This is a genomic window from Variovorax paradoxus NBRC 15149 (assembly GCF_001591365.1).
GTDB lineage: Bacteria > Pseudomonadota > Gammaproteobacteria > Burkholderiales > Burkholderiaceae_C > Variovorax > Variovorax paradoxus.
On record NZ_BCUT01000005.1, the window covers coordinates 609,855 to 635,789 of the forward strand.

At 68.9% G+C, this 25,935-nt stretch carries 27 protein-coding genes; 18 read left to right on the forward strand and 9 right to left on the reverse strand.

What is annotated here, in order from left to right:
- Nucleotides 1–13 precede the first annotated feature (13 nt).
- The 4 genes from VPA02S_RS23290 to VPA02S_RS23305 all read left to right on the forward strand — a co-directional run bounded on the left by VPA02S_RS23290 (nt 14) and on the right by VPA02S_RS23305 (nt 4,379).
- Nucleotides 14–784: a glycerophosphodiester phosphodiesterase family protein gene (locus tag VPA02S_RS23290; protein WP_062365805.1), complete on the forward strand. Its 771-nt coding sequence runs from the start codon at nt 14–16 to the stop codon at nt 782–784.
- On the forward strand, nt 781–2,322 hold the full coding sequence (locus VPA02S_RS23295) for an alkaline phosphatase D family protein (protein ID WP_062365806.1): 1,542 nt from the start codon (nt 781–783) through the stop codon (nt 2,320–2,322). The genes VPA02S_RS23290 and VPA02S_RS23295 overlap by 4 nt, the downstream gene beginning before the upstream one ends.
- A 68-nt stretch (nt 2,323–2,390) precedes the next feature.
- Nucleotides 2,391–3,401 carry an aldo/keto reductase gene (locus VPA02S_RS23300; RefSeq protein ID WP_062365807.1) on the forward strand — a complete coding sequence of 337 codons (1,011 nt, stop codon included), beginning with the start codon at nt 2,391–2,393 and terminating at the stop codon, nt 3,399–3,401.
- 39 nt (nt 3,402–3,440) lie between these two features.
- On the forward strand, nt 3,441–4,379 hold the full coding sequence (locus VPA02S_RS23305) for a VTT domain-containing protein (RefSeq protein ID WP_015866771.1): 939 nt from the start codon (nt 3,441–3,443) through the stop codon (nt 4,377–4,379).
- Nucleotides 4,380–4,411: 32 nt separating this feature from the next.
- Here the strand turns inward: VPA02S_RS23305 and VPA02S_RS23310 are convergent, their stop codons facing one another.
- Nucleotides 4,412–4,828 carry a hypothetical protein gene (locus tag VPA02S_RS23310; protein WP_018905285.1) on the reverse strand — a complete coding sequence of 139 codons (417 nt, stop codon included), beginning with the start codon at nt 4,826–4,828 and terminating at the stop codon, nt 4,412–4,414.
- 84 nt (nt 4,829–4,912) lie between these two features.
- Here VPA02S_RS23310 and VPA02S_RS23315 point away from each other — a divergent pair, with 84 nt between their 5' ends.
- Genes VPA02S_RS23315 through VPA02S_RS23325 form a run of 3 tightly spaced genes read left to right on the forward strand, consistent with a single transcriptional unit; the run spans nt 4,913 to nt 7,594 of the window.
- On the forward strand, nt 4,913–6,283 hold the full coding sequence (locus VPA02S_RS23315; RefSeq protein ID WP_062365808.1) for a cache domain-containing protein: 1,371 nt from the start codon (nt 4,913–4,915) through the stop codon (nt 6,281–6,283).
- Nucleotides 6,280–6,924, forward strand: a complete 645-nt coding sequence (locus VPA02S_RS23320; RefSeq protein ID WP_027730758.1) for a response regulator transcription factor — start codon at nt 6,280–6,282, stop codon at nt 6,922–6,924. Before VPA02S_RS23315 ends, VPA02S_RS23320 begins: the two co-directional genes overlap by 4 nt.
- A 49-nt stretch (nt 6,925–6,973) precedes the next feature.
- Nucleotides 6,974–7,594: a DUF938 domain-containing protein gene (locus VPA02S_RS23325; RefSeq protein WP_062365809.1), complete on the forward strand. Its 621-nt coding sequence runs from the start codon at nt 6,974–6,976 to the stop codon at nt 7,592–7,594.
- A gap of 2 nt (nt 7,595–7,596) precedes the next feature.
- Here VPA02S_RS23325 and VPA02S_RS23330 read toward each other — a convergent pair whose 3' ends face one another.
- Nucleotides 7,597–9,165 (reverse strand): serine hydrolase domain-containing protein, encoded by a 1,569-nt coding sequence (locus VPA02S_RS23330; RefSeq protein WP_062365810.1) that lies wholly within the window; start codon nt 9,163–9,165, stop codon nt 7,597–7,599.
- 340 nt (nt 9,166–9,505) lie between these two features.
- Here VPA02S_RS23330 and VPA02S_RS31550 point away from each other — a divergent pair, with 340 nt between their 5' ends.
- Complete coding sequence (locus tag VPA02S_RS31550) at nt 9,506–10,057, forward strand: type VI secretion system amidase effector protein Tae4 (protein ID WP_162269828.1); 552 nt, start codon at nt 9,506–9,508, stop codon at nt 10,055–10,057.
- On the forward strand, nt 10,057–10,452 hold the full coding sequence (locus tag VPA02S_RS23335; protein ID WP_062365811.1) for a hypothetical protein: 396 nt from the start codon (nt 10,057–10,059) through the stop codon (nt 10,450–10,452). The genes VPA02S_RS31550 and VPA02S_RS23335 overlap by 1 nt, the downstream gene beginning before the upstream one ends.
- Nucleotides 10,453–10,470: 18 nt before the next feature.
- Here VPA02S_RS23335 and VPA02S_RS23340 read toward each other — a convergent pair whose 3' ends face one another.
- From VPA02S_RS23340 to VPA02S_RS23350, 3 genes are read right to left on the reverse strand one after another with little or no spacing between them, the layout of a single operon-like run.
- Entirely contained in the window at nt 10,471–11,250 is a 780-nt protein-coding gene (locus VPA02S_RS23340; protein ID WP_062365812.1) for an extensin-like domain-containing protein, read from the reverse strand.
- Between the two features lie 45 nt (nt 11,251–11,295).
- A complete protein-coding gene (locus tag VPA02S_RS23345) occupies nt 11,296–12,489 on the reverse strand; it encodes a PrsW family intramembrane metalloprotease (RefSeq protein ID WP_062365813.1) in 1,194 nt (397 codons plus the stop codon).
- Complete coding sequence (locus VPA02S_RS23350) at nt 12,486–13,046, reverse strand: hypothetical protein (protein ID WP_015866762.1); 561 nt, start codon at nt 13,044–13,046, stop codon at nt 12,486–12,488. The genes VPA02S_RS23345 and VPA02S_RS23350 overlap by 4 nt, the downstream gene beginning before the upstream one ends.
- Nucleotides 13,047–13,162: 116 nt before the next feature.
- Here VPA02S_RS23350 and VPA02S_RS23355 point away from each other — a divergent pair, with 116 nt between their 5' ends.
- The 9 genes from VPA02S_RS23355 (at nt 13,163) to VPA02S_RS23395 (ending at nt 21,310) form a co-directional block, all read left to right on the forward strand.
- On the forward strand, nt 13,163–13,585 hold the full coding sequence (locus tag VPA02S_RS23355; RefSeq protein ID WP_062365814.1) for a DUF1801 domain-containing protein: 423 nt from the start codon (nt 13,163–13,165) through the stop codon (nt 13,583–13,585).
- Between the two features lie 9 nt (nt 13,586–13,594).
- A complete protein-coding gene (locus VPA02S_RS23360; protein ID WP_081247622.1) occupies nt 13,595–14,116 on the forward strand; it encodes a C40 family peptidase in 522 nt (173 codons plus the stop codon).
- 133 nt (nt 14,117–14,249) lie between these two features.
- The gene (locus VPA02S_RS23365) at nt 14,250–14,654 is read left to right on the forward strand and encodes a hypothetical protein (RefSeq protein WP_015866759.1); all 405 of its coding nucleotides are present in this window, start codon (nt 14,250–14,252) and stop codon (nt 14,652–14,654) included.
- A 126-nt stretch (nt 14,655–14,780) separates the two neighbouring features.
- Entirely contained in the window at nt 14,781–16,847 is a 2,067-nt protein-coding gene (locus tag VPA02S_RS23370) for a carbon starvation CstA family protein (protein WP_062365816.1), read from the forward strand.
- Nucleotides 16,848–16,860: 13 nt separating this feature from the next.
- Entirely contained in the window at nt 16,861–17,067 is a 207-nt protein-coding gene (locus VPA02S_RS23375) for a YbdD/YjiX family protein (protein WP_015866757.1), read from the forward strand.
- 233 nt (nt 17,068–17,300) lie between these two features.
- Nucleotides 17,301–19,460 carry a TonB-dependent receptor gene (locus VPA02S_RS23380; RefSeq protein ID WP_062365817.1) on the forward strand — a complete coding sequence of 720 codons (2,160 nt, stop codon included), beginning with the start codon at nt 17,301–17,303 and terminating at the stop codon, nt 19,458–19,460.
- 122 nt (nt 19,461–19,582) lie between these two features.
- Nucleotides 19,583–20,002, forward strand: a complete 420-nt coding sequence (locus VPA02S_RS23385) for an SEL1-like repeat protein (RefSeq protein ID WP_018905297.1) — start codon at nt 19,583–19,585, stop codon at nt 20,000–20,002.
- 124 nt (nt 20,003–20,126) lie between these two features.
- Nucleotides 20,127–20,459 (forward strand): DUF1161 domain-containing protein, encoded by a 333-nt coding sequence (locus VPA02S_RS23390; RefSeq protein ID WP_062365818.1) that lies wholly within the window; start codon nt 20,127–20,129, stop codon nt 20,457–20,459.
- Nucleotides 20,460–20,473: 14 nt separating this feature from the next.
- Nucleotides 20,474–21,310, forward strand: coding sequence for an alpha/beta hydrolase (locus VPA02S_RS23395; RefSeq protein WP_018905299.1), 837 nt, complete (start codon nt 20,474–20,476; stop codon nt 21,308–21,310).
- A 17-nt stretch (nt 21,311–21,327) separates the two neighbouring features.
- Here VPA02S_RS23395 and metC read toward each other — a convergent pair whose 3' ends face one another.
- The 4 genes from metC to VPA02S_RS23415 form a co-directional block, all read right to left on the reverse strand.
- A complete protein-coding gene (metC, locus tag VPA02S_RS23400; protein ID WP_062365819.1) occupies nt 21,328–22,530 on the reverse strand; it encodes a cystathionine beta-lyase in 1,203 nt (400 codons plus the stop codon).
- 35 nt (nt 22,531–22,565) lie between these two features.
- On the reverse strand, nt 22,566–23,576 hold the full coding sequence (locus VPA02S_RS23405) for a Bug family tripartite tricarboxylate transporter substrate binding protein (protein WP_027730745.1): 1,011 nt from the start codon (nt 23,574–23,576) through the stop codon (nt 22,566–22,568).
- Nucleotides 23,577–23,635: 59 nt separating this feature from the next.
- Nucleotides 23,636–25,222 (reverse strand): rhodanese-like domain-containing protein, encoded by a 1,587-nt coding sequence (locus VPA02S_RS23410; RefSeq protein WP_062365820.1) that lies wholly within the window; start codon nt 25,220–25,222, stop codon nt 23,636–23,638.
- 89 nt (nt 25,223–25,311) lie between these two features.
- Nucleotides 25,312–25,902: a mercaptosuccinate dioxygenase gene (locus tag VPA02S_RS23415; protein ID WP_062365821.1), complete on the reverse strand. Its 591-nt coding sequence runs from the start codon at nt 25,900–25,902 to the stop codon at nt 25,312–25,314.
- Nucleotides 25,903–25,935 lie beyond the last annotated feature (33 nt).

Genomic DNA, 25,935 nt, shown 5'->3' on the forward strand with positions numbered 1-25,935 from the left:
GGACATTGCAGAAATGATCATCGTCGGACACCGCGGCGCGCGGAACCTCTGGCCCGAGAACAGCATGAGCGGCTTCCGCCGCCTGATCGCGCTGGGCGCGGATGCGGTCGAATTCGACGTGCAGGAAACGCGCGACGGCAAGGCCGTGGTCATCCACGATCCGCTGCTCGACCGAACCACCCAAGGCACGGGCGCGGTGCGCGAGCACGATGCGGCCGAGGTGCTGGCCACGCGCCTGCGCAAGGGGCAGGGCGCGCAGGGGGAACAGCGGGGCGATGAAGCCGGCGAATGCGTGCCCTCGCTGGCCGAGGTGCTCAAGCTCTTCGCGCCCACGCGCATGGAGCTGCACGTCGAGATCAAGACCGACGCCGCCGGCGAGCTGCCGCCCGGCGCCATCGCGCGCACGGTGCAGGCGCTGCACGATGCGGGCGTGGCCGAGCGCAGCATCCTGACCTGCTTCGTGCCCGAGGTGCTGGCGCAGGTGCTCGCCCACTGGCCGCGCGGACGCGTGCTGGCTTCGCTCGACCACCGCTCGGCCGAAATGCTGGGCGGCATCACGCGTGCGCTGGCGCGCTACGCGGCGCTGCCGGGCTGCATCGTCGCGGTCGAGAAAAAGCTCTTGGCCGCCACCTGGCCGCAGTGCCTGGCCGCGCTCGGCAGCGAGCGGCTGGGTGCCTGGGTGGTCAACGAGCCCGATGAAATTGCACAATGGCTCGCCATGCCCCTGCGCCAGATCACCACCGACCGACCCGACCTGGCGCTGGCCGCGCGCGCAAGGACATGAGGGTCTCGCGCCGCCGCCTGCTGCTCGGCGGAATGGCCGCCGCCTCGCTCGGCCACCCGTTCCTCCGGCTCCACGCGCAGCAGGCCGCGCGCGGGTTTCCGTTCACGCTGGGCGTGGCGTCCGGCACCCCCAGGCCCGACGGCATGGTGCTGTGGACCCGGCTGGCGCCCGATCCGCTGCAGGGCGGCGGCATGGGCGAGGCCCCGGTCGACGTGCAGTGGGAAGTGGCACACGACGAGGGCTTTGCACGCATCGCGGCAAGGGGCAGGGCGACGGCCACCGCGGCGCTCGCGCATTCGGTACATGTCGAAGTGCAGGGCCTCGCGCCCGGCCGCCCCTACTGGTACCGCTTCACGGCCCTTGGCGCGCGAAGCCCCGTGGGCCGCACCCGCACCGCGCCGGCCGAAACCGATGCCGCACCGCAACCGCTGCGCTTTGCCTTCGCGTCATGCCAGCAGTACGAGCAGGGCTACTACGCGGCCTACCGCGACATGGCGATGCAGCCTTTGGACTTCGTCGTGCACCTGGGCGACTACATCTACGAAAGCTCCTGGGGCTCGCGCCACGTGCGCCACCACCAGGGCGGCATTCCCACGCAGCTCGGCGAGTTCCGCGACCGCTATGCGCTCTACAAGACCGATCCGCACCTGCAGGCCGCGCACGCCGCCTTCCCCTGGCTCGTGACCTGGGACGACCACGAGGTGGCGAACGACTACACCGACGATGTTTCGCCGCGCAGCATCGATCCCGCGCAGTTCCTTGCGATCCGCGCCGCGGCCTACCAGGCGTGGTACGAGCACATGCCCGTGCCCGCCAGCATGCGGCCGACCGGCGCCGCGGCCACCATCTACGGCCGCCACCGCTTCGGCCGCATGCTCGACGTGTTCCTGCTCGATGGGCGGCAGTACCGTTCGCACCACGCCTGCCTGGCCGGCCGCAGCGCCTCGCCGCTGGCCGACTGCGCCGACCGGCTGGCGCCGGAGCGCAGCTTCCTCGGCGCGAAGCAGGAGGCCTGGCTCGCGAACGAACTGGCCGCACCGCCGGCCCGCTGGACCGTGATCGCCCAGCCCACGCTGCTGGCCGAGGCCGACCGCAAGCGCGGCCCCGAGCACGGCTACTGGATGGACGGCTGGGACGGCTACGCTGCCTCGCGCACGCGCCTGCTCGATGGCCTGGCCGCGAACAAGGCGCGCGGCGGCGACGCGCTGGTCATCAGCGGCGACGTGCATGCCTTCTGGGCCGCCGACCTGCGCCGCGAGCCGCAGGGGCCGGCGGTGGCCACCGAATTCGTCGGCGGCGCCATCACCTCCGAAGGCCCCAGCGCCGCCGGCGTGGCCAACATGCTCGCCAAGAACGAGCACCTGCGCTACGGCCGCGGCGACAAGCGCGGCTATGCGCAGATGGCGCTCGATGCGCGCGGCTGCACGGTCGAGTTCCGCGCCGTGGACGACGAAAAGGCCGAGGACGCCGCCGTCGCGCCGATGGCACGCTTTGCGGTGGAGCGCGGCGCGCCCGGCGTGCATCTTGAAAGCACCTGATCGCTGCAGCCTTGCGCTGTCGTGACTATGATGGCCGTCGCACTTCCATCGCCCGGAGCGACACCCCCATGAGCATTCCGACCACCCGACTCGGCCGCACCGGCCTCACCGTCTCGCGCCTTGCGCTCGGCACCATGACCTTCGGCCTGCAGACCGACGAGGCCGTGTCGCACCAGATTCTCGACAAGGCCGCCGAGGGCGGCATCAACTTTCTCGACACCGCCGACGTGTATCCGCTCGGCGGCACCGTCGAAACCACGGGCCGCACCGAAGAGATCATCGGCCGCTGGCTGCAGAAGCAGGGCGCCGCGGGCCGCCGCCGCTTCGTGGTGGCCACCAAGGCCGTCGGCAAGGTCGGCCCCAGCAGCTGGGACCAGGGCGCCTCGCGCAAGCACCTGCTCGACGCCATCGATGCCTCGCTCAAGCGGCTGCAGACCGACCACGTCGACCTCTACCAGCTGCACAGCGACGACCGCGAGACGCCGCTCGAAGAGAGCCTGGAGGCGCTCGACGTCATCGTCAAGTCGGGCCGCGCGCGCTACATCGGTGTCTCCAACTTCCTGGCCTACCGGCTGGCCCGCGCACTCGGCAAGGCCGAGCTGCACAAGCTCACGCGCTATGTGTCGGTGCAGCCGCGCTACAGCCTGCTGTTCCGCGAGATCGAACGCGAGCTGCTGCCGCTCGCGGGCGAAGAGGGCCTGGGCGTGATTCCCTACAACCCGCTGGCCGGCGGCCTGCTCACCGGCAAGTACAAGCCCGGCGCCGCGCCCGAGCAAAACACCCGCTTCACGCTCGGCACGGCCGGCGGCATGTACCAGGACCGCTACTGGAACGAGCGCAGCTTCAACACCGTGACCCAGCTGCACAAGCTGGCCGACGAAGCCGGCGTGCCGCTGGCCACGCTGGCGGTGGCCTGGGTCATGGCCAACCCGCTCATCACCGCGCCGCTGCTTGGCGCGAGCCGTCCCGAGCAGCTCGACGCCACGCTGGCCGCGGCCAGCTACAGGCTGGACCCCGCGCTCAAGCAGAAGCTCGACGAGCTCACGGCCGAATACCGCAAGGGCGACGCGCCCCGTTAGGCCGCAAGGAGTGAACATCCCCCAACTCGCGCTGCTGCCATGGCACAGCTGATGTCGCTGCTGGTGCAGAACGCGATCGCAATCGTCTTCGCGGCGAGCTTTGCCGCGCGCCTCGGACTGCCGGTGCCCGCGGCCGCGGTGCTGGTGGTGTCGGGTGCGCTGCTGGCGGCCGGCAATGTCTCGGTGGCGGGCGTGGTGCTGGCTGCGGTGCTGGCCAACGTGCTGGGCGATGGCGCGTGGTTCTATGCCGGGCGCCGCTTCGGCTACCGTTTCATGCGGCTTCTGTGCCGCATCTCGCTGTCGCCCGATTCATGCGTGCGGCGCGGCGAATCGCTGATCGGCCGGTGGGGCGGCCTCTCGCTGGTGGCCGCCAAGTTCGTGCCGGGCGTCTCGGTGGTCGCGCCGCCGATGGCCGGCGCGCTGGGCATGTCGGTGTGGCGCTTCATCGGCTTCGACATCGGCGCCGCGCTGGTCTGGACCGTCGTCTTCCTCGGGCTGGGCTGGGCCTTTCGCGACCAGATCCAGGAGGTGCTGGCCATGCTGGCCCAGGCCGGCGGCATCGCGACCGCGGCCCTGGTGGTGGTGCTGGCCGTGATGCTGGCGGTGCGCTACTGGCGCCGGCGCGCCTTCATGCGGCTCACGGGCATGCCGCGCATCAGCGTGGACGAGCTGCACGAGCTGCTCGCGAGCGAGGCGCCGCCGCTGGTGATCGACGTGCGCGGGGAGGCCGGCGTGCAGGTCGATCCGCGCCGCATTCCCGGGGCGCTGCCGTACACGCTCAAGGCACTGCAGCAGCGGCATCCGGAACTGCCGCTGGTCGGCGGGCGCGACGTGGTGCTTTACTGCAACTGCCCCAACGAGGTGTCGGCCGCGCTGGCTGCGCGCGTGCTGCTGGCGCGCGGTGCGCGGCGCGCACTGCCGCTGACGGGCGGGCTCGATGCCTGGGTGGCCTCGGGCCGGCCGACGAGCCTGCACTGAGGCCGTTCGTCGACGACGAGGAAATGTCGCGCTCAGTCCAGCCGGACCATCGGGCAGGACAGGACCATTCGCTCATCGCGGGGCGAATGGTGCCAGCCGGGCAGGGCGCGCTTCTGGTACGCCTCGAGCGATGGGTAGCCCTGCACGCTCCAGCCGTAGGTGCTGATCTGTTCGGCCTCGACCACCTCGTAGCGGCACTGCCGGCTGCGCGCCATGAGGCGAAAGACGATGCGGCCATGCTCCGCGGCAAGGTCTTTCTCCAGCACGCTGTAGCGGCCGGGCTTGCAGATGCTGAAGCTCGAATTCCATTCGATGGTTTGCGTCCGCACGTACAGCCCGCCCGAACATGCGCGCCCGGTGCCGCTGAACACGGCCGTGAAAGGCGCCGCGGCAATGGCCGTGCCAGCCAGGGCATGAAGGGCCAGTGCGGCCATCCAGCGGTTCTGCATGCGATCTGCTCCCGTGTGTTGCATCCCCCGTGCCCTTGCGATCTTAAGGTTCGCGGCGCCGCCCGGTGGTAGTCTTGCCTCCCGATGAACCTCCGCACCAAGATCGTCGCGCTGGCCGTTGCACCGCTGCTGGTTGCACTGGTGCTGGTGGCGCTGGCGGTGCGCCACCAGGAGCATGACCTGGCGCAGCGCGAGCGCGCGCTGATCGAGAAAAGCTACATGGCCCAGCGGCGCAGCGAACTGCGCAGCTACGTCGACCTTGCCGTGAGCACCGTGCGGCCGCTGTACGACGCCGGCCAGGACGACGAGCAAGCCCGCAGCGAGGCCCTGCGCCGCCTGGCCGCGCTCGACTACGGCGACGACGGCTACTTCTTCGTCTACGACATGCAGGGCCGCTCGCTCATGCATTCGCGCCAGCCCGATCTGGTGGGGCAGAACCTCTGGGACATGCGCGACTCGCGCGGCCGCTTCACCATCCAGGACCTGATCGCGGGCGCGCGCGCGGGCGGCGGCTATGTGGAGTACGAATGGCGCAAGCCCTCCAGCGAGCAGATGGCGCCCAAGCTCGGCTACGTCACTGCGCTGCCGCGCTGGAACTGGATGGTCGGCACCGGCCTGTACCTGGACGACATAGAGACCACCATGCAGGCGCTCGACCGCCAGATGAGCGCCAACGTCACCACCACGCTGCTGTGGATCGCCGGCATCGCGGCGCTGTGCCTGGGCGTGGTGAGCGCCACCGGGCTGCTGCTCAACCTCAGCGAGCACCGCACGGCCGAGGCCAAGCTGAGGTTGCTGGCGCGGCGCGTGGTGCAGTCGCAGGAAGAAGAGCGCGGCCACCTCGCGCGCGAGCTGCACGACGGCACCAGCCAGACGCTGGTGTCGGCCAAGCTGCTGATCGAATCGGCCGTGGATGCGCTCGACCGCGAGCGCCAGCCCGCGCCGCCCGCGCTGAGCAAGGCGCTGCAACGGCTCAACGATTCGCTGATCGAGGTACGCCGCATCTCGCACCGCCTGCGGCCGGCCCTGCTCGACACGCTCGGCCTGCCCGCCGCGCTCGAGCGCCTGGGCGACGAATTCGCCGAAGAGGGCGCCATCGACGCCTCCATCATGATCGAGGGCGAGGCCTTCGAACTCTCGCAGGAGGCCAAGACCGCGCTCTTTCGCGTCACGCAGGAGGCGCTCACCAATGTGCGCAAGCACGCGCAGGCGCACCGCGTGCACATTGCGCTGGGCTTTTCCGACGAGGACGGCGTGCGCCTTTCGATCGGCGACGACGGCATCGGCTTCGACGTGGAGGCGATGCAGCTCGATGCGCGGCGCGGCATCGGCCTGCGCAACATGCGCGAGCGCATGGAGTCGATCGGCGGGCGCCTGGACGTGCAATCGGGCGAAGGCGGAACCACCATCGTGGCCGAAGTGCCGGCCCGCAGCGCGAGGCCCGAGCCGGCATGAAGAACGACGCCGCCCCCGTCCGCCTCTTCCTGGTCGACGACCATCCGCTGGTACGCGACGGCCTGCGCGCGCGGCTCGGCGCCATGCCGGGGCTGGAGATCGTCGGCGAGGCCGGTAGCGCCGCCGAGGCGCTGGCGCTCATTGAAACGCTACAGCCCGACCTGCTGCTGATGGATGTCGGCATGAAGGACATGAACGGCATCGACCTGGCCGCACTGGTGCTGCAGCGCCATCAGCCCGCGCCGCACGTGGTGATGCTCAGCATGTACGACAACCCCGAATACGTGCAGAAGGCCCTGCAGGTGGGCGCGCGCGGCTATGTGCTGAAGGACGCGCCCGCGGCCGAGATCGTCGCGGCCATCGAGGCGGTGTCGGCCGGCGGCACCTTCCTGAGCCCGGCCGTGTCGAAGAAGCTGTTCCGCAACCAGGCGCCCAGGCCGCTGCTCACGCCGCGCGAGAGCGAGATCCTCAGCGCGCTGGGCCGCGGCGAATCGAGCAAGCAGATCGCGCGCGACCTGGGCCTGAGCGTGCGTACCGTGGAGGCACACCGGCAGAGCATCAAGCGGCGGCTCGGCATCGAGGGGCAGGCGGAACTCATCAAGTATGCGGTGGAGCATGCGCGGGAGTTCGGGCAAGGCTGAACCGCACTGTCTTTCCCAATCAAACCACACCTATCCAAGCCGATTTCGCATGTCCGACCTTCCCCACAGCCCCGCCGCCGACCGCAACAAGCAGCCCATCCTCGAGGCGCTGGCCCGCATCCTCGGCGAGCGCGGCAGCGCGCTCGAGATCGCATCCGGCACAGGCCAGCATGCCGCATGGTTCGCCGCGGCCATGCCCGGGTGGACCTGGCAGCCCACCGACGCAGACGCGCGCATGCTCCCCGCGCTTGCAAGCCGCGTCGCGCAGGCCGCACTGCCCAATCTCCGTGCGCCGCTGCTGCTCGACGTGACGGCGCCTCGATGGCCGTCGCAAGGCGCCTTCGTTCGGGGAGAAGAAAAGTTCGACGCGATCTACTGCGCCAACATGCTGCACATCGCGCCCTGGGCCGCATGCGCCGCGTTGATGCAAGGCGCCGCGCGGCATCTGCTTGCCGATGGATTGCTGGTCACCTACGGCCCCTACTTCGAAGAAGAAGCCCCAGCGGCGCCGAGCAACCTGGCATTCGACCAAGACCTGCGCGCCCGCAATTCCGAATGGGGCATACGGCGCCTGGAGGACGTGGCGGCCGAGGTGCGCCGCGCAGGGCTTGCGCTACGCGAGCGGCATGCGATGCCCGCGAACAACCTGCTGCTGGTCTTCGGCTTCTAGGCTCAGCGCACGCGGGGCACCGCAGCGGTCAGCAGCGCCAGCGCCTGGTTCAGCGTCGAACCCGCGAAGCGCTCTCCCTTCGAATGCCCGATCCGCACCACGACCAGGTCGTGCGACGGAACCACCAGCACGAACTGGCCTCCTGCGCCGAGCATGTAGTAGGCCGAGGCCGGCACCGCGAGCGAGCCCATCCCGTTGATCCAGAAGAAGCCGCCGTAGATCGGACGCTTGTCCGCGGCCCAGGCCGGCGCCACGCTGCTCACGAAGTTGACGAAGCCCTCGGGAAGAATGCGCTCGCCATTCCACATGCCGTCCTGCAGGTAGAGATTGCCAAGGCGCGCCCAGTCGCGCGCCGACATGAAGTCGTAGCCCTGCGTGAGAAAGTTGCCGTAGGGGTCGGTCTCGATCACCATCGAGCGGATGCCGATCTTGTCGAAGAGCGCGCGCTGCGGAAACGACAGGTAGTCCTCGCCGCGCTTTTCCACCGCGAGGCGGACCAGGTAGTTGGCCAGCACCGGATCGGTGTTGCGGTAGCGGCCCACGGCACCGGGCGGCCATTGCTGCGGCCGGGTGGCGGCATAGCTGAAGGCGTTGATGCGGCCCGTGTAGTAGTAGATGTGATCGGGGTAGGTGCCGTTGGGGTCGAAGTCCGGATCGTCCGGCGCCTTGATGCGCAGGCCGCTCGACATCTGCAGGATGTCGGAGATCTTGATCTGCTGCCGCGCATCGCCGGCGCCTTGCCATTCGGGAATCGGCGCCGGCTGGTCGAGCTTGTACACGCCCTGCTTGATGAGCACCCCCATCATCGTGGCCACGACGCTCTTGCCCATCGACCACGATTCGAGCGGCGTCGCCGGGCCGATGCCGCTCATGTAGCGCTCGGCGACGATGCGGCCCTTGTGCGTGACCACGAAGGCCGATGTGTAGGCCTCGGGCACGGCGAACGCGGCATCGACGGCCCGGGTCACCTTGGCCATGTCGACCTCGGCGGGCGGCGCATCGCCCGGCAGCACGTCGCCCATCGGCCATGGCTGCGTCGCGGGGTCGGGCAGCGTGCTCCTGACTTCGACCGGCGTGAAGAACACGTCGTCCCGGCCGGCCGGCAGCGTGACGCAGCCCTGCGAACCGAAGTGGCGCGCCACCAGCGTCGGGCCATTGGGAATCGAGATGCGAACCTCCTTTTTCACGCGGTCGACCACGGGCTTGCCGACGTTCTTGCGCTGGTCATAAGGGCCCACGAAATAGCCCAGGCTTTCGGCGGCGACGTCGGGGTCGATGCCGGTGATGAACACGGCAGAACACATCGTCTTGGCATAGCCGGAGGTGTGGTGCTCCAGCACGTTGCCGGGCGGCGGCACGTAGGGCGTGTTGATTTCGAGGGCCCGTGCGCGGGCAATGAGCGCCTCGCGCTCCGGCAGTTGTGCCGTGGTCGGCGGCAAGGGTGCGCCGATGCCGATCCCCCCGCCACCTCCACCCCCGCCGCCGCCGCCCCCACCGCAGGAGGCCAATGCAACTGCCAGGCCCAGTGCCGCGGCGGTGGTGGCGAGGGAGCGGCGGATCGAGCACTTCATTGGCGGTCCTTGGGTTTTCGCGAGGGTCGATGGCGGTGTGCAACTTTCGACACCGGCGGGATTGTGGGTGAATCCCGGAAGGGCGGCCAGCGCTTTCGAGTGCAGTGCGTGCGATGTAGCGCCAAGGTTCTCACCACTGGATTCGATGATTGCGGAGTCCCCGCATCGTGCTTGCCTGCAGGACGCGGCAATATTCCATGATCGCAGGAGACGGCCCGTGTGAACGTAGCCTTTCGGGTGGCTGGCAGCACGAACTTGAGTCGATAAGATGCGGCGGACTCACAGTGGTCCATGGTCAGTTCGCTGGGCCAAGCTAGATAAGCACAGGAAGGAAAAACAGATGCCACTTCCCGAAATGGCAAAGCCGATATCGTTCGAAGCGATATGGAAGAACTACCCCAGTGATGACCCTTGCGTGAACCCTCGCACGGGCAAGAAGGCGTATGACGACCAATGCGCAATACGGGTCGGCATTGCGTTGGAAAAGTCGGGTGTCAGTTTCAAGTCATTTCCCGGCCCACGCTGCGAATTTGGCCCTTCCGGAAACGGAATGGTGCTGCGCGCGACCGAATTGGCCAACTGGCTGATGCGTCGTCCGTTCGCTGGCTGTCCAGATGCGGAAACACACCAGGGAAAAAGCTTCGACAAGAGTCTCTCCGGTCGCACGGGCATCATCTATTTCGAGGACTACTGGTTGCGTACCGCTGAGGCGAAGTTTCCCACTGGAGATCACATCGACCTGTGGGATCGAAATCGATTGACGCCGTCATGGACGACGTTCCTTCGCTTCTCGCTCGGCATTGATACCTTGCGATCACCGTGGAGCGGCAACGGATACCTCTACTCCGATCTGCACGCGTCGCGTCGAGTTGTCTTCTGGCCGATAAGCTGATGAAGCGCCCGATCTTCACCCTGTGCGGGGCTTTGCTCGGCGTCGCTCTGTTCCTGGGCTTGCCCATCCTCTTTTCGCTCGCGTTTCCAGGTACGGGGATCGGGCATCACGGCGAAGATGAAGCCGCTCGGATGCTGCGCGTGTATGTCCTGATGGGTGGCGCGGCCTCTGCGGCGTTGGGTGCCTGGGTCGGCGGCGTCGCCGCGACAAGTCCGCGGCGGGCGCTTGGAATGCTTGCTGCCATTGCGGCCGCCAGCATCGCCTTCGGCATCGTTCCGATCCAATTGCCGATGAAGCCCGAGAACGCGATGGCTGTTGGCATTGGAGCCTGGGCCATCGTCAGCGCAGGTCTCGCCGCGTTGGCGGCACGCAAGAAGAGCGAAACCTCTGCGTAATGCCAGCGCTTCGGGATGCTAGCGGCACATGTCGTACCCGCCGGTCTCCAGGTGGAAGTGGTCCTTGTGCGCGGCGTTGTAGTCGGGGCCCAGCACGCCATTGAAGAAACGGCAGGCGCCGCGGTGCGCATCGCGCAGAAGCAGCGGCGCCGGATCGTCCGTGCTTGCGGCACTGCCGTCGCGGGGCCAGTCATGCAGCACCGTGATGCGGCGGCCGTCGGCCAGCGTGAGGCCGGCGACGTCCAGCGCATCGGCCGTGGCATGCCGGCTGCGCGAAGCGCCCGGCACGGCGCCTTCGCCGCGGTTCACGTTGCGGCAGGCGTAGCTGCCGAGATGCTCGATGGCCGCCACCGGCTGGCCGAAGCGCTGCCTGGCGGCTGGCTGCAGCGCGTGCCGCTCCCACATGAAGAAGGACAGTGCCATCGGGCAGCTCAGCGAAGGCGAAGTGCCCAGGCGCACGCCGGCGGAGCGCAGCCGCAGGGCGTTCTCGAAGCCGCAGCCGGGGCCGGTGACGCGGTCGGGCAGCAGGTCGTACTGCATGCCGGTTTGCGCCAGCGCCGCAAGGCAGCGCGCGGGTTCGCGGCGGGCCCGCTCGAGCTTGAAGCCGGTCAGCCAATCGGGCGGCGCCGCCACGTCGAGCGGCGCCCACGGATTGAAGCGCTCGGGAATCTCGATGGTGCCGGTGGCGACGGCCCATGCACCCAGGGCAAGCGCGGCGCATACCGCGGCCATGCCGAGCCAGCGCTTGCGGCGCGAAGGCGCGGGCTTTAGCGGGCGTTCGGAAGGATCCAGGGCCATGGTCTCGATGAATGCCAGGCAGGGAACCGTGCCTGAAATCCTTCCTCAGGGCTGTGCGGCAATGAGCGGATCGAGTTCGGCCCGTACGCGCCTGATCGCCACTTCATGCCGCAGCGTCTGCGCCCCGCGCCCGTAGGTCATGGCCTTGCGGATCAGCCGCAATTGCTCGCGCTGCAGCTGCGTCTTCAGGCGCCTGGCCCTCAGCCCGAAGGTCCAGCCCATTTCGCGGCGAACCTTGTAGCGCTGCAGGGGCGCGCCCAGGCGGATCCATTCGTCGTCGCGGATCAGCTCGCGCTCGGGCACGAAGTAGGCGGCCAGCGCATGCAGGTAGGCGCCGTTCTCGCGCGCGGCAACACGCCAGAAGAGCCCGGCCGCCACCATCGCGGGAATGCCCTTGACGGCGAGCATCACGGCCATGTCGCCGTAGCCGCCGTCGAAGAGGTCTTCGAGCCACGGCGAGTTCCAGATGAAATGCATCGCCCACGCAAGCGCGAAGCACAGCAGGGCGCAGGCGATCCTCGCCGCCAGCGAACGCTCCGGATGCAGCAGGAACCATGCGACGCCGAAGGACGCGATCGTCGTGTAGGCCGCATGGCTCCACAGCCCGCTCAGCAGCCCGCGCGTCAGCAGGTTGACGAGCACCGGGGACACCTGGTTCTCGAGCGGAAAGTGCATCGAGGCGTTGACGGTGTACGTGAGGTTCTCGACCACCTGGAAACCCAGCCCCGCCATGGCACCCACGATCAGCACCGACAGGTAGGTCTGGAACTGGTTGCGCGCCACCAGCACCAGCAGGATGACGCCCGCGATCTTCAGGAACTCCTCGGTGACCGGCCCTGCGACGGCGGCCCCCCAGAGCGCCGCGAAATCCGGCGACACCAGCTTGGCGCACAGGCTCTGGATGGCGATGTTCGCCGGCGCGGCAAAGTAGACGGCGCCGAGCCCGCCCCAGGCAAAGGCCAGCACGAAGGCTTCCGGCGGGTGCTGCTCGAGCAGGTCCAGCGTGCGGAAGACCAGGAGGAAAAGCAGCGTGTAGATGCCCCACACCAGGATGCCCAGCAGGGCCGTGACGGGCACGACGCGGAACCCCATCGAGACCATGTTGACCGTGTAGAACAGCCCGTTGACGATCAGCGCCGCCAGCAGCCAGAAGGCCGCGCGCTGCGGCTGGAAGAACGAATCGGTGCCGATCGGCCAGTCGCCGCGGTCCTGCTGGCCTTCGAAGGCGGGCGGGCTCACTGCGGTGCCTCCAGGTCCATCGATTCGAGCATGCTGCGCGCATCGGCCATTGCCTCGTTCAGGCCTTCGCTGGCGCCGTAGCAATCGATCTGCACGAGCGAGCGGCGCTGCAGGTCGACCACCTGCCAGAAGCGGCCGGCCAGCTTCGATCCATAGTACGCAAAGGTCTTGCCCTGCAGGCCCCACGAGGTGACGAAGTCGGACACGTCGCCATCGATGTTCAGGCGCTGGCCGCGCTCCATGAGCCTTTGCTGGCGCACCAGCGGGCCGTCGGGTCCGCCGGCCCAGGCGCGCGTGGTCACCAGGAACTTGTGGCCGCCCTTGAACAGCATCAGCGACTGGCCGGCCCTGGAGCGCGACACGTCCATCTCCCATCCGCTGGCGGGAACGAACCTCGCGTGGCCGACGGACACTGTTTCCCCCGCAGCCAGCGGCCGGCTGCCGGGCGTGCGGCTGTCCCAGAAGCTCAGGCCGCCCACGTAGGCGGCAATGGCGAGCAGCACCGCGAGCGCGCCTGGCCAGGTGCGGTACGGTATGCGGCGGGAGGGCTCTGGCATGCGGCGATCGTGCCATATGAACGGGCGGGACACGGGCCATGCTTGCATTGCTTCGATGCATGGCTATCCTCCACGGTCATTGCAATGAAGCTGCTTCGGAACCTCCAGGACAGAACATGAAAAAGTCGGACGCGAGCACCGGCCAGCCGGCATCGGAACTCATCTCGCAACGCATCGCCGAGCTCGGCGGCTGGCGCGGCGAAACGCTGGGCCGCATGCGCAAGCTCATCCAGCAGGCGGACCCGGACGTCGTCGAGGAATGGAAGTGGATGGGCACGCCGGTCTGGTCGCACGGCGGCATCATCTGCACGGGCGAGTCCTACAAGGACAAGGTGAAGCTCACCTTCGCCAAGGGCGCCTCGCTGCCGGACCCGGCCGGCCTCTTCAACGCGAGCCTGGACGGCAACATGCGCCGCGCGATCGACATCTTCGAAGGCGAAGAGATTGACGCGGCCGCCTTCAAGGCGCTCGTGCGCGAGGCGGTGGCGCTCAACAGCGCCGGCAAGTCCAAGCCCGCGAAGAAGACCGCCAAGTCCTGAGGGAACCACATGCACGACGCCTCCGCACCCACGCCACGTCCCCGCATGCCGCTGGCGCTGCTTCGGCTGCTCCCGATCGGCGCCTGCCTGCTGGTGCTGGGCTGTGCAGGGCCGCGGGCGCCGCAGCCCGGGGCCGCCTACGGGCCGCCTCCCGTGCTGACGGCCGAGCAGTCGAGCAGCGTCGCGATCCATGCGCTGGGCCTGGTCGGCACGCCGTACCGCTACGGCGGCAACACGCCGGAGGGCGGCTTCGATTGCAGCGGGCTCATCGGCTACGTGTACAGAAGCAGCACAGGCCAGGCCACGCCGCGCACCGTGGCGCGCATGGCCGGCTTCGGCCGTCCCGTGCCCGCATCGGAACTGCGCTCGGGCGACCTGGTGCTCTTCGGTTCCTCCACGCCGTCGCACGCGGGCATCTACGTGGGGGCCGGGCAGTTCGTGCATGCGCCCTCGACGGGCGGCGAGGTGCGGCTCGACCGGCTGGACGGCATCTACTGGTCGCGCCAGCCGATGCAGGCGCGCCGGCTCTAGCCCGGAAAAAAGCGGCCCGAATCCCACTCAACGCGCGGGTGTTGCCGTTGGTTCTACGGGGATGCCTGCGTTGGGACGGCCTGGCCGGTGTGGCATGCTGTGCCGGTATCACCGAAGCTCGGAGAGGTCCCCCATGAAAAAAATCCTAGCCCTGGCCGTCCTGGGCATTGCCACCATCCTCCCGGCGTTCGCGCAGCGCGGCGACTTCTACGAGAACGACCGCCGCTACTGCGCCAGCGGCCGTTCCGGTGTCGACTTCAACACCTGCATGTGGCGCATCCAGCGCGACCGCGAAGAGCGCTATGACCGCCGCGAGCAGCGCGCCTACGAACGCGAGCAGCGGCGCGAATACGAACGCCGCGAGCGCTGGGCCGAACAGCCGCCTCCGCCGCCGGCCTACCGCCAGTGGGACGGCCCGCCGCCCGGCGAGCAGCCCCGGCTCAGCGACATGCAGCAGCGAGCGCTGGACAACTGCAACCTGCTGGCGCCGCGCGACCAGCCCCGCTGCCGCGCGACGGTGATGTCGACCGTCCGCTAGGGCTGTTCACAGGCCCTTCAGGGTTTTCCATTACGCAAAGCCACGCACGCGGGCCGCGCGGTCCGACGGATGCGCCCGCGCGCCCATGCGGCAAAACTCCCGGGTTCATTCCCAGGAGACATTCCCATGCACAGCATCCGCCGCCACCTGGTGTGGCTCGTCGTGGCCGTGGCCGGCGCATTCGCGCTCGGCACCGTGGCCCTCACGCGCGGTGAAAGCGTCAACGCCCTGTGGGTGGTGACCGCCGCGGTCTGCACCTACCTGATCGCCTACCGCTACTACAGCCTGTTCATCGCCGAGAAGGTGCTGGGACTGGACGGCAACCGCAAGACGCCGGCGCACCGCCACAACGACGGCCTGGACTACGTGCCGACCGACAAGAACGTGCTGTTCGGCCACCACTTCGCGGCCATTGCGGGCGCCGGTCCGCTGGTGGGCCCGGTGCTCGCAGCGCAGATGGGCTACCTGCCCGGGCTCTTGTGGGTGCTGGCGGGCGTGGTGTTCGCGGGCGCGGTGCAGGACTTCATCATCCTGTTCATCTCCACGCGGCGCGACGGCCGCTCGCTCGGCGACCTCGTCAAGCAGGAGATGGGCACGGTGCCCGGCATGATCGCGCTGTTCGGCACCTTCATGATCATGATCATCATCCTTGCGGTGCTGGCGCTGATCGTGGTGAAGGCGCTGGCCGAATCGCCGTGGGGCACCTTCACCGTGGCGGCCACCATTCCGGTGGCGCTCTTCATGGGCGTGTACCTGCGCTACATCCGGCCGGGGCGCATCGGCGAGGTGTCGCTGATCGGCTTCGTGCTGCTGATGCTCGCCATCTTCGGCGGCCAGGCCGTGAGCCAGGACCCCGCATGGGCGCCGCTCTTCACCTTCGACGGCAAGGCGCTTACCTGGATGCTCGTGGGCTACGGCTTCGTGGCCGCGAGCCTGCCGGTGTGGCTGCTGCTGGCGCCGCGCGACTACCTGTCGACCTTCCTGAAGATCGGCACCATCATCGCGCTGGCGCTGGGCATCGTGTTCGTCATGCCCACGCTGCAGATGCCGGCGCTCACGCAGTTTGCGAATGGCGGCGGGCCGGTGTGGTCGGGCAGCATGTTCCCGTTCCTGTTCATCACCATCGCCTGCGGCGCGGTGTCGGGCTTCCATGCGCTGATCTCCTCGGGCACCACGCCCAAGATGCTCGACAACGAGCGCCATGCGCGCTTCATCGGCTACGGCGGCATGCTGGCCGAATCCTTCGTGGCGGTGATGGCGCTGGTGGCGGCCTCGTGCATCGAGCCCGGCATCTACTTTGCAATGAACAGCCCGGCCGCGCTGGTGGGCAGCACCGCGCAGCAGGCGGCGCAGACCATCTCGAGCTGGGGCTTCGTGGTCACGCCCGAGATGCTGATGCAGACCGCCAAGGACGTGGGCGAAAGCACCATCCTCGGCCGCGCGGGCGGTGCGCCCACGCTGGCGGTGGGCATGGCCCACATCCTCCACCAGGTGATCGGCGGGCAGGCCATGATGGCCTTCTGGTACCACTTCGCGATCCTGTTCGAGGCGCTCTTCATCCTCACGGCCGTGGACGCCGGCACCCGCGCCGGCCGCTTCATGCTGCAGGACCTGCTGGGCAGCTTCGTGCCCGCGCTCAAGCGCACCGATTCGCTGGCGGCCAACCTGTTTGCCACGGCGCTGTGCGTGGCGGCCTGGGGCTACTTCCTGTACCAGGGCGTGGTCGATCCGCTGGGCGGCATCAACACGCTGTGGCCGCTGTTCGGCATCTCCAACCAGATGCTGGCCGCGGTGGCGCTGCTGCTGGGCGTGGTGGTGCTGTTCCGCATGAAGCGCGAGCGCTATGCCTGGGTGGCGATTGCGCCGGCCGCATGGCTCCTGGCATGCACGCTCACGGCCGGCTGGCAGAAGATCTTCTCGCCCGATCCGAAGATCGGCTTCCTCTCGCATGCAGCCCGCTACACCGAGGGCCTGGCCAACGGGGTGCTGGTGGCGCCGGCCAAGACGCCCGAGGCCATGTCGCGCATCGTCTTCAACGACCGGCTCGACGCGGCGCTGTGCGCGCTCTTCATGTTCGTGGTGCTGAGCGTGCTGGTCTACAGCATCAAGGCCTGCCTCGCGGCACGCGCGGCCCACCGGCCGACCGCGCAGGAGACGCCGTTCGAACCGCTCGCCGCCTCGGCGGCGCGCTGAGCGCGGGGGTCCCATGGCTCTCGCATTGCCGGAAGCCGGGCGCTACTTCGCGCGCTCGCTCAAGCAGTCGCTGCGGCTCATGGTCGGGCTGCCCGACTACGACGCCTACCTGACCCACATGGCGGCCACGCACCCCGAGCAGCCGCCGATGAGCTACGAGGCCTTCTTCCGCGAGCGGCTCGAGGCGCGCTACGGCGGGGGCAAGGGGCGCTGCTGCTGAAGAGGGCGGCGGCGGCGCCGCGCGCAAGCAGCGCGGCTGTGTTTACAATCCCGCCGTTCGCGCGAAGCGAACTTTTGTTGCAGGAAGCCCCGGCCACGCGCCAGGGCGAACCGGGCAAAGGACCCAACCCAGATTTTTCTCCAGGCAGGGCGCATGCGGTTTCTCCATCGGTCGATGGAAGAAGCGGCATGGCGCTTCGCGATCCCAAAAAATCGCCCTGAGGGAAATTCTCCATGTCCGCTCGCCCGCCTGCCGTGCGTCGCCGCCTTCGCCGCACGCCGCTCTTCCTTGCCATCCTTGCCGCACTGCATTGCGCGGCCGAGGCCCAGACCTCGGCCAGCACGCTGCAGGAGATCACCGTCACCTCCGAGCAGGAGCCCGGCTATGCCCCGTCGGTCGGCAGCACGGCCACGAAAGGCAGTGCGCCGCTGCGCGACATTCCCCAGGCGGTCAACGTGCTGCCCGCGCAGCTGCTGCGGGACCAGGGCGCCACCTCCATGCAGGACGCGCTGCGCAATGCGCCCGGCGTTTCCTTCAATGCGGGCGACGGCCAGCGCGACCAGGTGGTGATCCGCGGCTTCACGGCCATTGCCGACTGGTTCGTGGACGGCGTGCGCGACGACGCGCTGTACTTCCGCGACCTGTCGGACACCGAGCGCATCGAGGTGCTCAAGGGCCCGGCCGCGGTGCTGTACGGCCGCGGCTCGTCGGGCGGGCTGATCAACCGCGTGACGAAGAAGCCGATCTTCGAGCGCCCCTTCGGCGAAGTGTCGCTCGGCCTGGGCACCCACGACTTCAAGCGGCTCACGGCCGACCTCAATCGCCCCATCGGCGAGAACATGGCCTTCCGCCTGAACGTGGCGCGCGAAAAGTCGGGCAGCTATCGCGACCAGCAGTTCATCGACCGCTACAGCATCGCGCCCTCGCTGGCCATGAAGTTCAGCCCGCAGACCGACCTGCTGCTGCAGTACACCAACGCCTACGACCAGCGGCTGACCGACTTCGGCATTCCGGCGCTCAACGGCCGCCCCGTGAACGTGCCGATCGGCACCTACTACGGCTCGGCCTTCGCGAAGCGCGACGACACCACCACCACCCGCGTGCAGTCCTTCACCGCCACGCTCAACCACCGCTTCAGCGACACGCTGAGCCTGCGCAACACCACGCGCTACTACAGCTACAAACTCGACCGCTTCAACACGCTGCCCAGCGGCACCACCGACCCGGTGCGCATGACCGTCGGCCGCACCCGCGGCTTCGTCGACCGCGACGAGAGCGGCTGGTTCAACCAGACCGACCTGACATGGCGCAACGAGCTCGGCGGCTTCAAGCAGGAGTGGCTGATCGGCGCCGAACTCGGCAAGCAGGACAAGCGTGCGTACACGGTGTCCTCGGCCACCGGCTTCGAGCGCGTGAGCATCCTGAACCCGGTCTCCGCGCCGCCGCCCATCCCGCTCGCCAGCTACCTGGCCAACAGCGCGATTCCGAGCAACTCCACCTTCAAGACGGCCGCGCTCTATGCGCAGGACCAGATCACGCTGGCGCCGCAGTGGAAGGCGCTCGTCGGCGGACGCTACGACGACTTCCGCCAGGAGACTTCCTTCGAGCGCACGCTGGCTCCCTTCTCGCGCACCGACCGCAAGTTCAGCCCGCGCGCGGGCCTGGTCTGGCAGCCGAGCGACTCGCAGTCCTACTACGTGTCGTACAGCCGCTCGTTCCAGCCTTCAGCCGAGACCTTCGCGCTGTCGGCCAACAACGCCGCCAACGATCCCGAGATCACCGTCAACAAGGAGATCGGCGCCAAGCTCGACTTCCTGGACGGCGCGCTCAACCTCACGGCCGCGCTCTTCAACCTGGAGCGCTCGGGCATCAAGAACACCGATCCGTCCAACCCGGCGCGGCAGATCAACGTGGGCACGCAGCGCACCAACGGCATGGAACTGGCGTTGGCCGGCAAGCTGCCGGGGCGCTGGGACGTCAGCGCGGGCTACGCCTACCTGGACGGCCGCATGGTCAAGTCGCTGGCCACCGTGAGTTCGCTGCAGCTGCCCATCGGCGCCGCGATGCCGGTGCAGGGCAAGGTGGCGCCGCTCACGCCGCGGCACTCGGCCTTCGTGTGGCTCATGAAGGACCTGGGCCATGGCCTGAGCGCGGGCGGCGGCGTGAACTACGTGGCCGCGCGCTATGCCTCGCTCAGCAACCTGGTGACGCTGCCTTCGTATGTCACGGCCGACCTGGCCGCAAGCTACAGGACCGAGCGCTACGAGCTCTCGGTCAACCTGAAGAACATCACGGGCAGGAAGTACTACGTGTCCGCGCACGGCAGCGTCGACAACCTGATCATGCCGGGACCGGGGCGCGAGCTGCAGGTGGCGCTGACCGCAAAGTTCTGAAGCGCGTGACGACGCGCAAGGGCTCAGGCGCCGGCTGAGCCTGGCTGCGCGAAATCCAGTTTCTCGCGGCCGCCGCCTGCTGCCACGATGGCCTCCACGCAAACGAGTGGTGGAGAACATCGATGGCTTCCGAATTGAATCAAATCGCAAGCTGGTCGCTGCGCTGGCGCATCGGCCTTTCGGGCGCCCTGTGCCTTGCGGCGGCGCTCTCTGCGGCGCAGCCGCCGGATGCGGGCGTCGTGCTGCACGCCGAGCAGCGCTTCCAGCTGGCACTGGAAGCGCAGGCCGCCCGCGACTACCGCGCGATGCTCGAACAGCTTCGGCAAGCGGCGGCCGAGGACCACGCCGAGGCGCAGGAGATGCTGGGCATGGTGCTGCTGGCGGGGCCGACGCTGTACGGCGCCGCCATCAGGGCCGACCGCTGCGAGGCCCGCCAGTGGATGCTGCGCGCCGCCTCGCAGGGCAGCGAGACGGCCAGGGTGCAGCTTGCCTTCCTCAACAGGCTGCGCCAGTCCCCGGCCGGAAGGAACGCCTGCGGCTGAGCCTGCGAGTGCGCGGTGCGGGCAGTGACGCCTGGTTACCGCATCGTGCGCGAGGATGCGTCGCCGGAAAATGAAGGGCTAGACTCTTTGTTTGCCAAACCCTCCGCTGCGAGGCCGACTCATCATGAAACCCTGGTTGATTCCCATGGCGCTTGCCCTGGCGGGCACCGCCCACGGCGCCGAAAACTGCGAAGCCCTGCGCACCCAGATCGAAGCGAAGATTGCTGCGGCCGGCGTGACGCGCTTCGCCGTCATCACCGTCGATGCCAACGCAGAGGCGCCCGGGCAGGTGGTGGGCAGCTGCGATCTCGGCAGCAAGAAGATCGTCTACCAGCGCGAAGACGCTCCCGCAGCAGGCGCGGGCCCGGCGCATCCGAGCGCAGGCCCGGCCGGCGAAGAGATATTGACGGAGTGCAAGGACGGCACGGTGTCCGTCGGCGGCGACTGCAAGAAGTAAGCAGGAGCCAAGCCTTGTCATCTTCCAAAGCCTTTCGCATTGCACTCTCGGCCTCGGCCGCCGCCATTGGCGGCATGGCGGCGTACTGGACCCTTCTTGCCACGCGGCAGGGGCACATCCTCTTCAACGCCAGGAAGCTTCCGGTCGTCCATCTGTCCGACGACTTTTCCACCTACTCCCACACCGTGCCGGGCGGCATGGTGCGCGGCTACGTCTACCACCCGCAGGGCGAAGACGCGCTGCAGGACCTGTTCATCTATTTTGCCGGCCGGGGCGAGGACGTCCGCGCCACCGCGCAGGCGCTGCACTGGCTGCCGGAGGGCTTCGGGTTTGCGGCGGTCAACTACCGCGGCGTGGCCGACTCCGAAGGGCATCCCTCCGAGATCGCCTCGGTGGCGGACGCGATCCAGTTTGCCAACCACCTGCGCAAGGCCTTTCCGCAGGCGCGCCTGCACGTGGTCGGCCGCAGCCTGGGCACGGGCGTGGCCATCCAGCTGGTGGCGCAGCAGGACTTCTCGAGCCTGCAACTGGTCACGCCCTACGACTCGATGCTCGAAGTGGCGAAGAAGCGCTTTCCGCTGGTTCCGCTCGCGCTCTTGCTGCGGCACCGCTTCGACTCGCTCACGCACTGCAAGGAAGTGGCCGCCAAGACCCAGGTGCTGCTGGCCGAGCGCGACGACGTGGTGCTGCCCGAGCGCTCGCAGAAGCTGATCGCGGCCTGGCCCACGCCCATCAGCGTGCAGACCGTGCCTGCCTCGGACCACCACAGCATCATGGGGCTCGAGGCGACCTGGCTCCATCTGGTCGACTTTGCGCTGACGGCCATTCTTCCCGAGCCGATCGCGGCCTGAGCTGCTGCACAGGTGCCTCAGCCGGCACCCAGCGCCGCAAAGCCGCATTCAAGATCGCGCAGCAGGTCCGAAGGCGACTCGAGCCCCACGTGCAGCCGGATGACCGCGCCGCGTGCGCTCCAGTCGGTCACGCTGCGCGCCGCGCGCATGTCGGCCCAGGCCACCAGGCTTTCGTAGCCGCCCCAGGACGAGCCCCGGCCGAACAGCGACAGTGCATCAACGAAGCGCTCGACCGCGGCGTTCTCGGTGCCCGGCTGCAGCTCGAACGAGACCAGCCCGTTGGTGCCGCGGCAGTCGCGCTTCCAGAGCGCGTGGCCCGCGTGCTGTGGCAGCGCGGGGCAGAACACCGCCGCCACTTCGGGCCGCGCCTGCAGCCAGTGCGCCACCTCCATCGCATGCCGCTCGTGCATCTGCAGCCGCGCGGACAGCGTGCGCATGCCGCGCAGCACCAGCCAGGCATCGTCCGGGCTCACGGTCATGCCGAAGGCGTCGCAGCGCTCGTTGAGCGGCTGCCAGGCTTCGCGCGTGGTGGCCACGGTGCCCATCATCACGTCGGAGTGGCCCGAGAGGTACTTGGTGGCGGCCATCAGCGAGATGTCGGCGCCCAGTGCAAGCGGCCGGTATTGAACGCCCGAGCCCCAGGTGTTGTCCGCGGCAACGAGCGCGCCGCGCGCATGGGCCAGCTCGGCCAGCTTCGGCAGGTCGCACATCTCGTAGACCAGCGAACCGGGGCATTCGGCATACACGAGCTTCGTGTTGGGCTCGAACAGTTCCTCCACACCGCTGCCGTCCGCGGCAAAGAAGCTGCAGCGGATGCCATAGGGATCGAGGAAGGAATGCACGAGCTTGCGCGCCGGCTCGTACACGCTGTCCGACATCAGCACATGGTCGCCGGGCTTCAGGTACGACAGCAGCACCATGCCGATGGCGGCCAGGCCGGTGGGAAAGAGGCGCGTGCGGTGGGCGCCTTCGAGTTCGCTCACCGCGTCCTCGAGCGCGAAGGTGGTGGGCGTGCCGCGTGCGCCGTAGCTGAAGGCGCGCTCTTCGCCGCGCCGCGCGCGCGTCTCGCGCATGGCTGCCACGCTGTCGAACAGCACGGTGCTCGCGCGCACCAGCGGCGTGTTGACCGGCGAGCCGCCGAAGTAGGCCGGGGCCTTGCCGGCGTGGGCGAGCCGGGTGTCGAGGGAGTGGCCTGCGGTGTCTTTGGACGAATCGGACATGGTGTGTTCCAGCGAGCGCGGGCCTCTATGGTGCGTCAATCGGCCTTGGCGCCCGAAAGCTTGACGATGCGCGACCAGCGGTCGATGTCCTGGCGCAGCTGCGCGGCAAAGGCTTCGGGCGTGTTGGCCACCACCTCGCTGCCGCCGTCGTTCACGAGCTTGGTCACCTCGGGCAGGCGCAGCGTGCGCACGATGGCTTCGTTCAGGTAGGCCACGCGCTCGGGCGGCGTGCCGGCCGGCGCAAAGAAGCCGTACCAGTCCTCGAAGCGGGCATTGGCATAGCCCAGCTCCTCGAGCGTGGGTGCCTTGGCGAACACGCCGATGCGGCGCGGGCTGGTGACGGCCAGCACGCGCAGCTTGCCGTTCTGCACCATGCCCGCGACCGAGGAGGTCGAGGTCACGAGCACGTCGACCTGTCCGCCGAGCAGGTCGGTGAGCGCGGGGCCGGCGCCCTTGTAGGGCACATGCGTCATGTCCACGCCGCTGTCCTTTTGCAGCACCACGCCGACCAGGTGCGAGAGCGTGCCGTTGCCCGGCGTGGCATAGGTGAGCTTGCCGGGGCTGGCCTTGGCGCGCGTGGCCAGGTCGGCGAAAGTCTTGTAGGGCGAATTGGCTTCCACCACCAGCGCGAGCGGCGCCGCGTTGATCTGCGTGATCGGCACGAAGTTCTTGATCGGGTCGAAGCCGGGCGCCGAGTAGAGCGAGGGGTTCACCGCCATGATCGACACCTGCGAGGTCAGCACCGTGTAGCCGTCGGGCTTGGCCTCGGCCACCGACTTGGCGCCGATGTTGCCGCCCGCGCCGCCGCGGTTGTCCACCACCGCGGCCTGTCCCATGATTTCCGGCAGCCGCGTGGTCACCAGCCGCGCCGTGGCGTCGTTGCCGCCGCCCGGGGGAAAGGGCGAGACGAACTTCACCGGCTGCGACGGAAAGCCGTTGCGCGCAGGCAGCGGCTGGGCCGAGGCCGGCTGCAGCGCCATGGCCGCGAGCCATGCGGCAGCGATTGAAAGACGGGCAAGGCTCGGAATGCGAAAGGCAGACGACATGACGAAACTCCTGGAATAGGAACTGACAACGGCGAACGGAGAAAGCGAAACCGGGGGAGCTAGGCGTGCCGCGCGGCGGAAGCGGTGGGCAGCCTGAAGGCCGAGCGCTCCTGCGCATCGAGCTGCGCGACCAGGCCGGTCTCCCAGGCGAGGTAGCGGCGCGCCGCTTCCTTGTTGCCGTCGTGGCGGTCGTGCACGAAGAACAGGTAGTCGATGCAGTCCGCGTCCGCGGGCAGGGCGGGCGTGGCCTGCACCGGCAGGCCGGCATTGCGCCATGCGGCCATGCCGCCTTCGAGCAGCAGCGGCGCGGGCGAGAGGCCGGCCAGCTCGGACGCCGCGGCCCATGCCGCGAGCGCAGCGTCGTCGGCCACCAGCACGAGCTGGCGCGTTTCGCTCTTCACGTCCTGGGCGAGGCGCGGGCGTATCGACCAGCGCGCCTGCGGGATGTGGCCGGCGCGGAACTGCATGCTCGGGCGCAGGTCGACCAGCGCCACCTCGCCCTGCGCAAGGCGGGCGGACAGCGCCTCTGCATCGATCGTCGCCAGCGCGGGTGCAGCGGGCGCGGCGGCGGGCGCGAGCGACAGCCCGCTCGCGAGTCCGCCTTCGAGCACGCTCGCTTCGTGGCCCATCTGCCGCAGCCAGTGCGCAATGGTGGGCGCGCGCACGCCGTCGTCGTCGAACAGCACGAGCCGCGCGCCGCGCACGCCGACGTACTGGTCGCCGGCCTGCATCAATTGCCCGCCGGGCGTGTGCTGCGCGCCGGGCAGCGTGCGGGCCGCGAATTCCTCGGGCGTGCGCACGTCGCAGAGAAACAGGCTGCGGCTGCCGTCGCCGGCCCATTGCTGCACCGTTTGCGCCGTGACCGTGGGCACGCCGAAGCGCTCGGCCAGTGCCTTGGCGGCCGGCCGCAGGTCGGTGTTGCCGCTGTCCGGCGCATAGCGCCGCGTGCCGCCGTGCTCCAGCGCGTGGTCGTTCAGGTACCAGCCCTGCGTGCCGTTCTCCAGCGCATAGACCGGGTTGGGCAGGCCCAGGTTGATGAGCGTCTGCGCGCCGATGATGCTGCGCGTGCGGCCCGCGCAATTGATGACGATGGGCGTGGTGGTGTCGGGCACCAGCCGGCGCACGCGATAGGCGAGCTCGCCATTGGGGCAGCAGGTGGCCGTGGGGATGTTCATCTTGTGGAACTCGCTCACCGGCCGGCCGTCGAGCACCACCACCTTGTCCTTGCGCGCCAGCATCTCGGCCAATTGGTCGGCGCTCACGCGCGGCGTGTGATAGGCCTCTTCGGCCAGTTCGCCGAAGGTCTTCGACGGCAGGTTGACGCCCGCGAAGAGCGCATGGCCTGCGGCCTTCCAGGCGCGGGTGCCGCCCTGCAGAACGTGCACGTCGGTGTAGTCCAGCGCGGCGAGGCGGCGGGCGGCGCGCTCGGCCACGTCGGAATCGCCACCGTCATACGCGACCACGCGCACGCTGCGGCGCGGCATGAGGCGCGGCGCATCGAGTTCGAGCCGGCTGAAGGGCAGCGGAATGCCGTAGAAGAGGTGCGCCTCGCCGTACTGGCCGTGCTCGCGCACGTCGAGCAGCGCGATCTCGCCGCCGTCGTGCAGCCAGGATTTGAGGGTCTTCGGATCGATGAAAGAGGTCATGGAAAGCAAGCCGTTGGAACGAACGCGGTCCTGCGAGGCCGCGCCCGGCGCGGCCCGCATGAAAGAGACGAGGTTGGAAGAAGAGGGGCCTAGCGGCGCGTCTGCACGCCGATGCCCATCGTCTGGCAGGTGCCGGCTTCCAGGTCGTACGCGGTGCGCTGGTTCAGCGTCTCGAGCGCGCGGCCGTACATGTGCAGGTGCCGAATGACCTGCTCGCCCTGGATCTCGACCGAGTGGATGTCCTCGGGCATCAGCGCAATGCCCTTGCCGGGCGCAACCACGACCAGCGCGGTTTGCTCGAGCTTGCCGACGCCCGGCACCGAGCCGTCGTCGCGCCGTTCGTACACGCGGTTGTGCTCGGTGCCTTCCACCGCGGCAATGCAGGCCCAGGTGGTGTGGTTGTGCGGCACGATCTTCTTGCCCGGGCGCATCACGTTGAGATAAAGCGCAAAGCTCTGGTCCGGGTCCTCGGCAATCAGGTAGCGGGCCTGGTGCTCGCCGGCCTCGGGCGCCGGAAAGTCGGCGGGCCCCCAGTAGTCGGTGCGCGCGGCCAGCCCTTGCAGCGCTTCGAGCACCGCATCGAGCTTTTCACGGGTTGGTTCAGCGCCGCCAATGGCTTTCTTCATCCGGTCGATGGACGCGGCGACCGCCTCGCGGCGTGGGTCGGACAGGGTGCTCATGCAGGGTTCTCCAGTGGGGATGCGTGTCTTGGT

What these genes read in the sequence shown, in the direction of transcription:
- VPA02S_RS23310 (WP_018905285.1), bottom strand. Translation starts at nt 4,828, where the DNA reads ATGCAGAACCGCTGGATGGCCGCACTGGCCCTTCATGCCCTGGCTGGC.
- VPA02S_RS23385 (WP_018905297.1), top strand. Translation starts at nt 19,583, where the DNA reads ATGGCTTCCGAATTGAATCAAATCGCAAGCTGGTCGCTGCGCTGGCGC.
- VPA02S_RS23325 (WP_062365809.1), top strand. Translation starts at nt 6,974, where the DNA reads ATGTCCGACCTTCCCCACAGCCCCGCCGCCGACCGCAACAAGCAGCCC.
- VPA02S_RS23330 (WP_062365810.1), bottom strand. Translation starts at nt 9,165, where the DNA reads ATGAAGTGCTCGATCCGCCGCTCCCTCGCCACCACCGCCGCGGCACTG.
- VPA02S_RS23350 (WP_015866762.1), bottom strand. Translation starts at nt 13,046, where the DNA reads ATGCCAGAGCCCTCCCGCCGCATACCGTACCGCACCTGGCCAGGCGCG.
- VPA02S_RS23305 (WP_015866771.1), top strand. Translation starts at nt 3,441, where the DNA reads ATGGCACAGCTGATGTCGCTGCTGGTGCAGAACGCGATCGCAATCGTC.
- VPA02S_RS23365 (WP_015866759.1), top strand. Translation starts at nt 14,250, where the DNA reads ATGAAAAAAATCCTAGCCCTGGCCGTCCTGGGCATTGCCACCATCCTC.
- VPA02S_RS23335 (WP_062365811.1), top strand. Translation starts at nt 10,057, where the DNA reads ATGAAGCGCCCGATCTTCACCCTGTGCGGGGCTTTGCTCGGCGTCGCT.
- VPA02S_RS23390 (WP_062365818.1), top strand. Translation starts at nt 20,127, where the DNA reads ATGAAACCCTGGTTGATTCCCATGGCGCTTGCCCTGGCGGGCACCGCC.
- VPA02S_RS23320 (WP_027730758.1), top strand. Translation starts at nt 6,280, where the DNA reads ATGAAGAACGACGCCGCCCCCGTCCGCCTCTTCCTGGTCGACGACCAT.
- VPA02S_RS31550 (WP_162269828.1), top strand. Translation starts at nt 9,506, where the DNA reads ATGCCACTTCCCGAAATGGCAAAGCCGATATCGTTCGAAGCGATATGG.
- VPA02S_RS23300 (WP_062365807.1), top strand. Translation starts at nt 2,391, where the DNA reads ATGAGCATTCCGACCACCCGACTCGGCCGCACCGGCCTCACCGTCTCG.
- VPA02S_RS23415 (WP_062365821.1), bottom strand. Translation starts at nt 25,902, where the DNA reads ATGAGCACCCTGTCCGACCCACGCCGCGAGGCGGTCGCCGCGTCCATC.
- VPA02S_RS23375 (WP_015866757.1), top strand. Translation starts at nt 16,861, where the DNA reads ATGGCTCTCGCATTGCCGGAAGCCGGGCGCTACTTCGCGCGCTCGCTC.
- VPA02S_RS23380 (WP_062365817.1), top strand. Translation starts at nt 17,301, where the DNA reads ATGTCCGCTCGCCCGCCTGCCGTGCGTCGCCGCCTTCGCCGCACGCCG.
- VPA02S_RS23355 (WP_062365814.1), top strand. Translation starts at nt 13,163, where the DNA reads ATGAAAAAGTCGGACGCGAGCACCGGCCAGCCGGCATCGGAACTCATC.
- VPA02S_RS23405 (WP_027730745.1), bottom strand. Translation starts at nt 23,576, where the DNA reads ATGTCGTCTGCCTTTCGCATTCCGAGCCTTGCCCGTCTTTCAATCGCT.
- VPA02S_RS23360 (WP_081247622.1), top strand. Translation starts at nt 13,595, where the DNA reads ATGCACGACGCCTCCGCACCCACGCCACGTCCCCGCATGCCGCTGGCG.
- VPA02S_RS23290 (WP_062365805.1), top strand. Translation starts at nt 14, where the DNA reads ATGATCATCGTCGGACACCGCGGCGCGCGGAACCTCTGGCCCGAGAAC.
- VPA02S_RS23315 (WP_062365808.1), top strand. Translation starts at nt 4,913, where the DNA reads ATGAACCTCCGCACCAAGATCGTCGCGCTGGCCGTTGCACCGCTGCTG.
- VPA02S_RS23340 (WP_062365812.1), bottom strand. Translation starts at nt 11,250, where the DNA reads ATGGCCCTGGATCCTTCCGAACGCCCGCTAAAGCCCGCGCCTTCGCGC.
- VPA02S_RS23410 (WP_062365820.1), bottom strand. Translation starts at nt 25,222, where the DNA reads ATGACCTCTTTCATCGATCCGAAGACCCTCAAATCCTGGCTGCACGAC.
- VPA02S_RS23370 (WP_062365816.1), top strand. Translation starts at nt 14,781, where the DNA reads ATGCACAGCATCCGCCGCCACCTGGTGTGGCTCGTCGTGGCCGTGGCC.
- metC (WP_062365819.1), bottom strand. Translation starts at nt 22,530, where the DNA reads ATGTCCGATTCGTCCAAAGACACCGCAGGCCACTCCCTCGACACCCGG.
- VPA02S_RS23295 (WP_062365806.1), top strand. Translation starts at nt 781, where the DNA reads ATGAGGGTCTCGCGCCGCCGCCTGCTGCTCGGCGGAATGGCCGCCGCC.